This window comes from Uliginosibacterium flavum (assembly GCF_040566545.1).
Classification (GTDB): domain Bacteria; phylum Pseudomonadota; class Gammaproteobacteria; order Burkholderiales; family Rhodocyclaceae; genus Uliginosibacterium; species Uliginosibacterium flavum.
Genome location: NZ_JBEWZI010000008.1, coordinates 190,545 through 201,172 on the forward strand (window position 1 = coordinate 190,545; position 10,628 = coordinate 201,172).

Annotated in this window: 8 protein-coding genes; 6 read left to right on the top strand and 2 right to left on the bottom strand. The window is 61.9% G+C overall.

What is annotated here, in order from left to right; all coding sequences use genetic code 11:
- The first annotated feature begins 383 nt into the window (after positions 1 to 383).
- Positions 384 to 1,016: a bactofilin family protein gene (locus tag ABXR19_RS09645; RefSeq protein ID WP_354600913.1), complete on the top strand. Its 633-nt coding sequence runs from the start codon at positions 384 to 386 to the stop codon at positions 1,014 to 1,016.
- Positions 1,017 to 1,468: 452 nt separating this feature from the next.
- Here ABXR19_RS09645 and ABXR19_RS09650 read toward each other — a convergent pair whose 3' ends face one another.
- Together ABXR19_RS09650 and ABXR19_RS09655 are read right to left on the bottom strand one after the other, a co-directional pair.
- Positions 1,469 to 3,199, bottom strand: coding sequence for an FAD-binding oxidoreductase (locus ABXR19_RS09650; RefSeq protein WP_354600914.1), 1,731 nt, complete (start codon positions 3,197 to 3,199; stop codon positions 1,469 to 1,471).
- 279 nt (positions 3,200 to 3,478) lie between these two features.
- A complete protein-coding gene (locus ABXR19_RS09655) occupies positions 3,479 to 4,150 on the bottom strand; it encodes a GntR family transcriptional regulator (RefSeq protein ID WP_354600915.1) in 672 nt (223 codons plus the stop codon).
- A 70-nt stretch (positions 4,151 to 4,220) separates the two neighbouring features.
- Here ABXR19_RS09655 and uxuA point away from each other — a divergent pair, with 70 nt between their 5' ends.
- From uxuA to mnmC, 5 genes are all read left to right on the top strand, one after another.
- On the top strand, positions 4,221 to 5,291 hold the full coding sequence (uxuA, locus tag ABXR19_RS09660; RefSeq protein WP_354600916.1) for a mannonate dehydratase: 1,071 nt from the start codon (positions 4,221 to 4,223) through the stop codon (positions 5,289 to 5,291).
- Entirely contained in the window at positions 5,288 to 6,142 is an 855-nt protein-coding gene (locus tag ABXR19_RS09665) for an SDR family oxidoreductase (protein ID WP_354600917.1), read from the top strand. The genes uxuA and ABXR19_RS09665 overlap by 4 nt, the downstream gene beginning before the upstream one ends.
- Before the next feature lie 176 nt (positions 6,143 to 6,318).
- Positions 6,319 to 6,765: a hypothetical protein gene (locus ABXR19_RS09670; protein WP_354600918.1), complete on the top strand. Its 447-nt coding sequence runs from the start codon at positions 6,319 to 6,321 to the stop codon at positions 6,763 to 6,765.
- A 230-nt stretch (positions 6,766 to 6,995) separates the two neighbouring features.
- On the top strand, positions 6,996 to 8,396 hold the full coding sequence (uxaC, locus tag ABXR19_RS09675; protein ID WP_354600919.1) for a glucuronate isomerase: 1,401 nt from the start codon (positions 6,996 to 6,998) through the stop codon (positions 8,394 to 8,396).
- Between the two features lie 208 nt (positions 8,397 to 8,604).
- Positions 8,605 to 10,515: a bifunctional tRNA (5-methylaminomethyl-2-thiouridine)(34)-methyltransferase MnmC2/FAD-dependent 5-carboxymethylaminomethyl-2-thiouridine(34) oxidoreductase MnmC1 gene (gene mnmC / locus ABXR19_RS09680; protein WP_354600920.1), complete on the top strand. Its 1,911-nt coding sequence runs from the start codon at positions 8,605 to 8,607 to the stop codon at positions 10,513 to 10,515.
- The last annotated feature ends 113 nt before the right edge of the window (positions 10,516 to 10,628 follow it).

Here is a 10,628-nt window from a genome sequence, read left to right on the forward strand (position 1 = left end):
GGCGCAAGGCTTGCCTTGCGAACTCCCGTCTCAGCCCCCTTAAAGAGGGAGGGAATGTTCGGGCCACGACTTGCGACTTGCGACTTGCGACTCGCGCCATTCCCTCTGTCGCTCCTCCACGACAGCCCCCAGCCCAACCCCAGCCTGCAATCCCTCCTTCACGCCCGAAACCCTGTCGCCAGACAGCGACAGTCAGGCACGCCGCCCGCCTGCCTGAAAGCACATCAAGCCACTGTTTCGATTGGCTTTTCCGGATCTGGCACGCGCCCTGCAATGAATGGATCAGACGGCGCAGCACGCTGAATGCTGCGCCCCTCTCCCCGCCTTCTCCAGCGCCCCGCTGAAGACGCTTCGAGAATCCACTCAACACCGAAGGAGATGCCATGTTCCACAAAGCCCTGACTGCCCGCATGCCCGAACCCGCCCCGGATCGCCAGCCGCGCGTGACCCACACGCCCGGCGCTTACCCGGCGCTTTCGCCACGCAACGACGCCAGGCTGCGGGACGCGGCCAATCTGAATTCCACCGAAGCAGCCCAGCAACTGGCCAGCCAAACCCTTCCCACCCCGGAGAAAAATTTGACCTCACCCGCCCCTGTTGCCGTTCCCGAAACCGAATCCCCCAGCCGCCTTGTCGTCGGCCCGAACGTCAAGCTGAAGGGCGCCGAAATTCTGGATTGCGACACGCTGATCGTCGAAGGCCGCGTCGAAGCCACGATGGACAGCCGCGTGCTGCGCATCGCCGACAAGGGCGCCTTCTCCGGCAAGGTCAGCATTGACGTGGCCGAAATTCACGGCCAATTCGAGGGCGACCTCACCGCCCGCCAGCAACTGATCATCCACGCCACCGGTCGCGTCAAAGGCACGATCCGCTACGGCAGCCTGCTGGTCGAGGCCGGCGGCCAGATCAGCGGCGACATACAAGCCCTGGAGCAATCCCGCTCCGGCGAACTGCGCACACAAGGAAAGGAGGCCGACCGACCAAAACTCACTGCTCTGATCAGCTCGGTAGCCTGAGGCGACTTCTCGATCAAGCCAAGCCCCGGTGTTGCCCGGCGCGTGCTGCAACACGCTGCCACGTGGGTTTCCAGGGTTTCGCTTGATCCATGCAGAAGTTCGTCAAACCGGTCGTCGTCCTCCCGGCCCGGTCTGGCAGCCTCTGGCTATCGATCTACGCGCGTTACTATTTACGCCCGGTCCCCCGACCGGGCTTTTTTTCGACCATAGCCTCTCAAGAAACATAAACGTAAGTTACTGTTTTTATTAAGAACACCTATTCCACGATTTTGGTGGGATTGGGATGCTGAAGAGCCGCACGCAGCGGGCCTGTCCCGGCAACCTGCCTGCAGACCCTTACCCAGAGCGGCTCTACAACCCCCTTGCAGGTGCGACCTTAGTCGCACACCACGCCAGGCTGGCCGACTGAAGTCGGCACTACGGACACGTGGTTTCGAATAAGGCTTCACCCCTCAATTCAGCCGCCCATCCACATCCGGCGTCTGATCAAGCGGCGGAAACTCCGAATCAACAGGCGCAAACACCGCCTGGCGCTGCGCCGACCGGCTTGCCGTCACACCATCCAGTTGCAGGGCGCGCAAAGCGGCATCCGCATCCTGATGCCGGGTATAACGCCCCGGGCTGATGACCTGCACCGGATCCAGCGCCAGCTTGAGACGGGTGTGCAACTGTGCCGTCACACTATCGACGGGCGGATGCACCAGATGCATGGTGTCGGAGCCGATCCGGTACGGCGGCCAGCCCTGCGCCAGCCCGGCCTTGACCAGATCCACGTAGCAGGCCTTGGCGCGCACGGCGGCGATCGCGTCATCGCGCCGGAAGAGGATCGGAATGGTTGCCGAGAGCACGCGCGAGCTGCGCGTGGTCAGAGCCAGCAACGGATCGAAACCGTGGCGCTGCAGCACCTCGCTCATCACCGTTTCATAACGTGCCACGCTGGCTGCATTCAGTGGCACCAGCGGCGCGTACCAGAGGATGCCGCTGCCATCGCGCGCCGGATCGCTGGCGAGGCCAAGTTCGCGCGGCAAGGCTTCCAGCGCATAGGCAATGCGCAGAAAGGCCACGATAGGCCGCCCCTGCACCGTGCCCAGCGCATTCACCAGCGAACCGAGATGGCGTCGGATATGCGGCAGAAAACCCTGCGGCAGCACACCGAACAGCTTGTCCAGCCAGCGCACCTCACGCGGCGTAAAAGACCACACGCGGCAGCCGTCGAGGCGCCGCCGGATATCGCGCGCCGCGCCGGCCACCATCGCCCGCGAGCCGTACAGCGTAGCAATCGCCGTCCAGCGCGCAATGCGGCGCTGCTGCGCCTGGCCATCGAGATAAGCCATGCGCGCCTCGCCACGCGCCTCGCTGGCCAGCGGCGCATCCGCCTGTGTCGACAGAATGCGATAGTCATTCATCGCAATCACCCCGCCGATGCCGGGAATCTCTTCCACCAACCGAGACAGCGCCGCCTGATCGGCCTGAAATGCCGCCGAGCTGGGCCATTCCAGCACCAGAATGCGCACCGCCTCCGGCACGCGCGCCAGCTGCAGCGTGGCCCGCGTCACGATGCCGAGATTGCCCTGACGCAGCAAGCCGCCCCAGGCCGGGCCGGTGCCGCAAGACCAGCGCTCGGCCATGTCGGCGCAATCCATGTCGGCATAGACATGGCGGAACGGACTGCCATCGCCCCAGAATCCGTCCAACGCCGCCAACGCAGAAAAGTGATCAGCCACCGGCGTCAGGCCGTAACCGCCATCCAGCGCATTGCCCAGCAAATTGCCATTCGGGCCGACGCCTGTGGTGGGCACCAGCAGATCCGCGCCGCTGGCGGCAATCGCCTGTTCCAGATCGGCCTGGGTCACGCCGGGCTGGATCTCCGCCGTGGCATTTTCCACGTTGATTGTCACTGCGCGCAGCGCCGACAGATCCAGCAGGATCGTGCCTTCAACCGCTGGGCGCGCGGTGCCATAGCCGAAATTGCGCCCGCCACTGACCGGCCACAGCGCCTGCCGATGGCGGTTCGCCGCCAGCACAATGAGACGGATCGCCGCCGCATCCAGCACGCGGATCGCGCCGCCAAAACCGATCTGCGAAGCGCCCGTGTCGGCGCCGAAATCCCTCGCCGCCGCCTGCGCGTCAAAAACTTCCGTCCCGCCCAGCCTGCCAATCTCTTCCAGAAACGTGTTGTGCATGATTCCTTCTCCCTTGGTGAGCCTGCTTTCGATGGATCCAGCCGCCACAAAGTATATGGAGGCCCAGAAACACTGAAGGGACTGCCGCAGTCAGGCGACATACGGCATGGGATTAAAGGCACAAACGGATTTACGCAAAACTCTGGCAGGCCGAAGAGCAGCACGCAGCCTTGCTCTGCGAGCACCCTGCCCGTTCAGGCAGGACAGGATTGGCCATACGGGCAGCATGGATACGAACGGCCGCTGGGCGCGGCTGTGCAGCAGGCCCTTCGAGCAGATTCAGCTGCCCTCGAACATCTCCGGATAGCGTCGCGCCAGTTCCGGCAGTTGCTGCAGGATCTCGGCCATGTGCGCGCGCACGGCCGCCTCAGCCGCATTCGCGTCGTGGGCGGCAATCGCCTCGACGATCTCGCTGTGCTGGGCGATCAGGCGCTGCGCCGGGCTGACATCGATGTAACTCAGATAGCGCACACGATCCATCTGCGCCTTGATCTGATCAACCACGCGCCAGGCCGATTCGCGTCCGGCAATCACGGCAATCTCGCGATGCATCGCCTCATCGGCGGCTAGAAATTCGGCATTGCTTGTTGCCACAGCCTGCGTGGCCAGCGTCGCCTGCAGGCGCGCAATCGCCGCCGCATCGGCCTTGCCGGCGGCCTCGCGCGCCACCGCGACTTCGATGGCCTCGCGCACGAAGCGCGCGTCCAGCACATCATCCATCACGATGCGTTTGACGAAGGTGCCGCGCTGCGGGCGGATCTCGACCAGATCTTCCTGAGCCAGACGGATGAAGGCCTCGCGCACGGGCTGACGGCTCACCAAATATCGCGCCGCGATTTCGGCCTCGGACAGCGCCGTACCGGGTGTGAGTTCGGCACGCACGATGGCGTCGCGCAGTTGCTGATGCACCTGAGCGCCGATGGAAGCGGCTCTTTGTGGAATGACTTTCATCTGCGTATTGACCTCGAAAAACTCACTGCTATACTACCATACAAGTTAGATCACCCAATGGAGTTGCGCAATGAAGATGACCTTCCGCTGGTATGGCGAAAACGATCCGGTGAAGCTTGAATACATCCGCCAGATCCCCGGGATCGATGGCATCGTCTCGGCCATTTACGATGTGCCGGTCGGCGAAGTCTGGCCGCTGGAGAGCCTGCAAAAGCTCAAGGCGCGCATCGAAAGTGCCGGGCTGAAATTCGAAGTGGTCGAAAGCGTGCCGGTGCATGAGGACATCAAACTCGGCAAACCCTCGCGCGACCGCCTGATCGCCAATTACCAGCAGAACATCCGCAACTGCGCGGCCGCTGGCATCAAGGTGATTTGCTACAACTTCATGCCGGTCTTCGACTGGACCCGCACCGAGCTGGCGATGGAGTTGCCAGACGGCTCCACGACCCTGTCCTTTGACGCCGCCGCCATCGAGAAACTCGACCTGTCCAAGGGCATTTCCCTGCCCGGCTGGGACAGCAGCTATCAGGCAGATCAGCTGCGCGCACTCCTCGACGAATACGCCGCCGTGGGCGAAGAGCAGTTGTGGGCGAATCTGGAATATTTCCTCAAGGCCATCATCCCGGTCGCCGAGGAAGCCAACGTGAAAATGGCGATGCACCCGGATGATCCGCCGCGCCCGATCTTCGGCCTGCCGCGCATCGTCAAGAATCGCGACGATCTGGCACGTCTGGTGAAGATCGTGGATTCGCTCGCCAACGGCATCACACTGTGTTCCGGCTCGCTGGGCGCCGATCTGTGCAACAACATCGAGGCGCTGGTGCGCGAATTCGGCGGCATGGGTCGCATCCACTTCGGCCACCTGCGCAATGTCGCGGTCGAGCCGGATGGCAGCTTCCATGAATCGGCGCATCTGTCCTGTACGGGTTCGCTTGATATGGCCCGCATCCTGCGCGCCTATCATGAGGTAGGCTTTGAAGGCTATGTGCGCCCGGATCACGGCCGCATGATCTGGGGCGAAACCGGCAAGCCCGGCTACGGCCTCTACGACCGCGCCCTCGGCGCCGTGTATCTGAACGGCCTGTGGGAAGCGATCACCAAGTTTGTCCCCGCCAATTCTGAACAGAAAGATGCCGCATGAGCACCGTCGACAACACCCTGCCCTTCTCGATTGATCTGAACAATAAAGTCGCCGTCGTCACCGGCGGCTCCGGCGTGCTCGGCGCCGCCATGTGCCGCGCGCTAGCCGCCTGCGGCGCCAAGGTCGTGATCATCGGCCGCGATCTGCTCAAGGCCGAAGCGCTGGCCGCCGAGATCGAAAACACCGGCGGCATCGCCTTGGGCATGTCTTGCGACGTGCTCAACCGCGCCGCGCTGGAAACCTGCGCCGCGCACATCGCCAGCACCTTCGGTCCCTGCGACATCCTGATCAACGGCGCCGGCGGCAACCATCCCAAGGGCATCAGCGATCAGGAATACCTGAACACCAACGCCCCTGGCAGCAGCTTCTTCGATCTGGACATGGAAGGCTTCAAATTCGTGTTCGATCTGAACCTGATGGGCACCCTCCTGCCCAGCCAGGTCTTCGCCAAGCAGATGCTCGGGCGCACCGGCTGCAGCATCATCAACATCTCGTCCATGTCTGCGATTCGCCCGCTGACCAAAGTCGCCGCCTACAGCGGCGCCAAGGCCGCGGTGAGCAACTTCACCCAATGGCTGGCCGTGCATCTGGGCCAATCCGGCATCCGCGTGAACGCCATCGCCCCCGGCTTCTTCATCACCGAGCAGAACCAGAAACTGCTGGTGCAGGACGACGGCAACTTCACGCCCCGCGCTCAGAAAGTCATTGCCCAAACCCCGATGCGCCGCTTCGGCGAAGCCAACGAACTGATCGGCGCCCTGCTGTGGCTGGCCGAGAGCAAAGCCTCCGGCTTCGTCACCGGCTCGATCATCGCCGTGGATGGCGGTTTCTCGGCTTACGCGGGAGTTTGAAAACGGCCTGGCCGGAGAGCCGCCCTGGACGGGACTCTCCGAGCAGCTTGGTTGTAAAGGGAAGCGGGGTGATGCTCTACAGGCATGCTTGTGTAGAGCGTCAATGAAGCACAGCGAATTGCGCCGAATGAAGAGTTTCAATACCACCCATACAAACCGTTACTTGCCGAGGTGCCATGTCTTTTTCAAATGAATATATTTCTGCTGAAGATTTCGCAAGATTCAACCTGAGGGATCTCAACACTCGACCAAGCTGGCTAAAGATGAGCCCTTGGTACCCATCTGACTCTTGGACGATTGATCGTGATGCGGATATTTGGTTGCGCAAAGTTTTGACGGAATCCGATCACACGGCAAGCGACGGTGGCTACACCGGGGTGAGCCTCTGGAATTTCTATTGGAAGGGTGTCTTGATGTTTGTGACGCTGAAGACGATCGAAACGACTGGAGGCGTCGGGCAGTCCTGTTGGGCAAAAAAGAAATTGCTTTCGATGGACCTTCCTGATGACCTGAAAAAAGACCGGGCTCGCATTCTTGAGGACTTGGAGGCCGCTCTCATTGCGTATAAAGATGGTGGAGTTTTTTCTGCGAGTTCTGAGTATTCGCTCACGCTTGAGGCGTAGTTACGCCTGAGAACCGCGCAGGACGGGATTCTCCAGACAGCCAAGCCGAAGACCCAAGCTGCACGCGGCTCTTCGGCAGTCATTACAAACGCCAGCAAACACCGAAACACAAAACTTAGTCAGACAACTTAGGGTAAATCCGGGTTTGTGGCACAATTGGTCTGACAACATAATCACTCTTTTCGCTTGTGGCCTTCATAGGCCCTCACGCATTTCAGGAGATCACCCGCATGGCCAAGACTTTCATGGACGAGAACTTTCTGCTTGAGTCCGCGACCGCGCAGAAGCTGTACCACGAGTTCGCCGCGCCGCAGCCGATCATCGATTACCACTGCCACCTGATCCCCGAGCAGATCGCCAACAACAAGCAGTTCGCCAACATCACGGAAATCTGGCTGGGCGGCGACCACTACAAGTGGCGTTTCATGCGCTCTTCCGGCGTGACCGAAGATTTCATGACCGGCAACCAGCCGGACGAAGCCAAGTTCCGCAAGTTCTGTGAAGTACTGCCGATGGGCGTGGGCAATCCGCTGTTCCACTGGAGCCATCTGGAGCTGCAACGTTATTTCGGCACGAAGACGCTGGTGTCGGGCGCGACGACGGGCGAGCTGTGGGAACACTGCAACAGCCTGATCGGCAAGCCGGAACTGTCGGCGCGCGGTCTGATGGTGCGCTCCAACGTAAAAGCGGTCTGTACGACGGATGATCCGGTCGATGATCTGGCGCATCACAAGGCGATTGCTGCCGATGGTTTCGAAGTGAAGGTGCTGCCGACCTTCCGCCCGGACAAGGCTTTCAACATCGACCGCGCCGGCTTCCAGGATTACATCCGCAAGCTTTCAGAAGTATCGGGCGTGGCGATCAACAATTTCGGCGACGTGCTCAAGGCGCTGGATCTGCGTCTGGACTATTTCGCGGCGCATGGCTGCAAGGTGTCCGATCACGCCATCGACGTGGCCTTCTTCACCGAAGCGTCTGACGCTACGCTGTCGAGCATTCTCGCCAAGGCCATGAGCAACGAGGCCGTAAGCAAGGATGAAGCGGATGCCTACAAGACCGGCATCATGCTGCACCTGGGTCGCCAGTACGCGCAGCGCGGCTGGGCGATGCAATTGCACATCGGCGCACAGCGCAACAACAGCGCACGCCAGTTCCGCAATCTGGGCCCGGACACCGGTTTCGATTCGATTGGTGACGATCTGATCTCGGCCAAGATCGCCCACTTCCTCGACACCCTGGACGGCGACGACCAGCTGCCCAAGACCATCCTGTACAACCTGAACCCGATCCACAACGAAGTGCTGGCGACAATGATCGGCAACTTCCAGGACGGCAAGGTCGTCGGCAAGATGCAGTTCGGCTCCGGCTGGTGGTTCCTCGATCAGAAGGACGGCATGACGCGTCAGCTGACCGCGCTGTCGCAGCTGGGCAACCTCGGCGCCTTCATCGGCATGCTGACGGATTCGCGCAGTTTCCTGTCCTACACCCGCCACGAATACTTCCGCCGCATCCTGTGCAACATGATTGGCGGCTGGGTCGAAAACGGCGAATACCCACAGGACTGGGCACAACTGCAGAAGATCATCGAAGGCATCTGCTACAAGAACGCCGAGGCTTATTTCAAGTTCTGAGCTTCGCGCTGAATCGCATCACCAAGCCCTGCCGCGTGCGGGGCTTTTTCTTGGCGCATTGCTCGCAGAAGAGCGTGTGGTCTGCCTTCCAGAGGCATGCGCCTGAAGCGCGAGCACGGGCGCGGCTTCTGGCCAATCGTGTGTTGAAAACCGCCACGCGCGCCACTGCTGCTAAACTCGGCCCATAATTTATCCGCCGCATGCCACCGTGATCGCTCTGACGCCCGCCCATCTCGAACTCTCGCCGGAAGGCATTCCCTGGTCTGCGACCTACGGCGACATCTACCACTCTGCCTCGGGCGCGTTGGAGCAGGCGGAACACGTTTTCCTGCACGGCAACGACTTGCCGCAACGCTGGCAGGGTCGCGATTCTTTTGTCATTGTCGAGACAGGTTTCGGGCTGGGCCACAACTTTCTGGCGACCTGGGCGGCCTGGCGAGCAGATCCGGCGCACAGCGCTCATTTGCACTTCATCTCGGTCGAGAAACACCCGTTTGCGGCCGCCGATCTGGCTACGGCCCATGCCGCCTCGGGCGTGGCGCCTGAGCTTTCCGCCGAACTGCTCGCACACTGGCCTGTGCTCGTTCCGGGCTGCCACCGTCTGGAACTGGATCAGGGCCGCGTCAGCCTGACCCTGCTGTTTGGTGAGGCCGAAAGCGCACTGACGCAGATTGTGGCGCGTGCCGATGCAATCTATCTGGACGGTTTTTCGCCGGCCAAGAACCCGGACATGTGGTCGCCCAAAATATGTCGCGCACTGGCTGCGCTCTCCGACAGCAGCACCCGTCTAGCGACCTGGTCGGTCGCGGTCGCGCTGCGCGAAAGCCTGACTCAGGTGGGCTTCGCTGTCGAACTGGCTCAGGGCTTCCGTGGCAAGCGCGAAATGCTGCAGGGAGCCTACCGTGGGCCGCGTACACGCAGCACAGCTATCAAAGACAAGCGCGTGATCGTCATTGGCGCGGGACTGGCCGGCACGGCAATTGCCGAGCGACTGGCCGCGCGCGGCATGCACGTGGAATTGCTGGAAGCACAGGAGGATGCCGCGCAAGGCGCCTCGGGCAATCTGGCTGGCGCTTTCCGCCCCTTGCCCAGCCTCGACGACAATTACCTGTCGCGCATCACGCGCGCCGGCTTCCTCTACGGACTGCAACATCTGGCCATGCTGGCGAATGCGCAACACCAAGTGTTGTGGGAGCCTTGCGGCGTGCTGCATCTGGCGCGCAACACCGATCAGGAAGGCAAGCAGCGCGCGGTCGCAGACGCCCTGCAGTGGCCCAAGGACTTTCTGCGCTGGGTTGACGCAGCGTCCGCCACGCGCAAAGCCGGGCATACCGCGAGTTTTGGTGGCTGGTGGTTTCCGCAAGGCGGCTGGATTCAGCCGGCCAGTCTGTGCAACGCCAATCTGGCGCAGGCCACTACTCGCGTGACGCTGCGCACCGGAATCAATGTTGCCAGCCTGCGGCGTGAAGGCGCGCTATGGCATGCACTGGACGCAGATGGAAGCATCATCGCCAGCGCGCCACAACTGGTATTGGCCAATGCCTACGACGCACGTCGTCTGGCCGATGCGGAGTGGCTGCCCCTGCGCGCGGCGCGCGGTCAGGTCAGCCACCTGCCGATGGCGCAACTCGCCCCGCTGGGCGTCGTGGTCTGCGGTCAGGGCTATATCACACCGGGCATCGGCGGGCACGCCGCACTGGGTGCCAGCTTCGTCGTGGATGACTTCGATCTGAGCCTGCGTGAAGCCGAGCACACCGAAAACCTCGCCAAGATCGAACACATGCTACCCGGCTTCAGCAACAACCAGGCCGCCGACGAACTCACCGGCCGCGTCGGGCTGCGTGCGATTGCGCTGGACCGACTGCCCATGGTCGGCCAGCTACCTGCAGTACTCCAGGGGGATGGCTACAACCTCGACACCCTGCCGCGTCAGGACGGGCTGTGGGTCATTACAGGCTTCGGCGCGCGCGGACTGGTCTGGTCCAGTCTGTGTGGCGAACTGCTTGCAGCACAAATGTGCCACGAACCGCTGCCACTGGAGCGCGATCTGGTCGCATCCATGGATCCTGCACGCTTCATCATCTCGCCACCAAAAACCCTGCGCTTTCCAGAAGAGTAAGCGCTAGGCTTATGCGATGATCCGGCCCCATAGTAGAACGCCCCAATCAGGGATCTGATTGGGGCGTTTTGGTTGAGGTAGTCTGACGATGACCTACTTTCGCATGGGCAATC

Coding starts and splice junctions, on each gene's coding strand:
- ABXR19_RS09645 (WP_354600913.1), top strand. CDS start 384: ATGTTCCACAAAGCCCTGACTGCCCGCATGCCCGAACCCGCCCCGGAT.
- ABXR19_RS09650 (WP_354600914.1), bottom strand. CDS start 3,199: ATGCACAACACGTTTCTGGAAGAGATTGGCAGGCTGGGCGGGACGGAA.
- ABXR19_RS09655 (WP_354600915.1), bottom strand. CDS start 4,150: ATGAAAGTCATTCCACAAAGAGCCGCTTCCATCGGCGCTCAGGTGCAT.
- uxuA (WP_354600916.1), top strand. CDS start 4,221: ATGAAGATGACCTTCCGCTGGTATGGCGAAAACGATCCGGTGAAGCTT.
- ABXR19_RS09665 (WP_354600917.1), top strand. CDS start 5,288: ATGAGCACCGTCGACAACACCCTGCCCTTCTCGATTGATCTGAACAAT.
- ABXR19_RS09670 (WP_354600918.1), top strand. CDS start 6,319: ATGTCTTTTTCAAATGAATATATTTCTGCTGAAGATTTCGCAAGATTC.
- uxaC (WP_354600919.1), top strand. CDS start 6,996: ATGGCCAAGACTTTCATGGACGAGAACTTTCTGCTTGAGTCCGCGACC.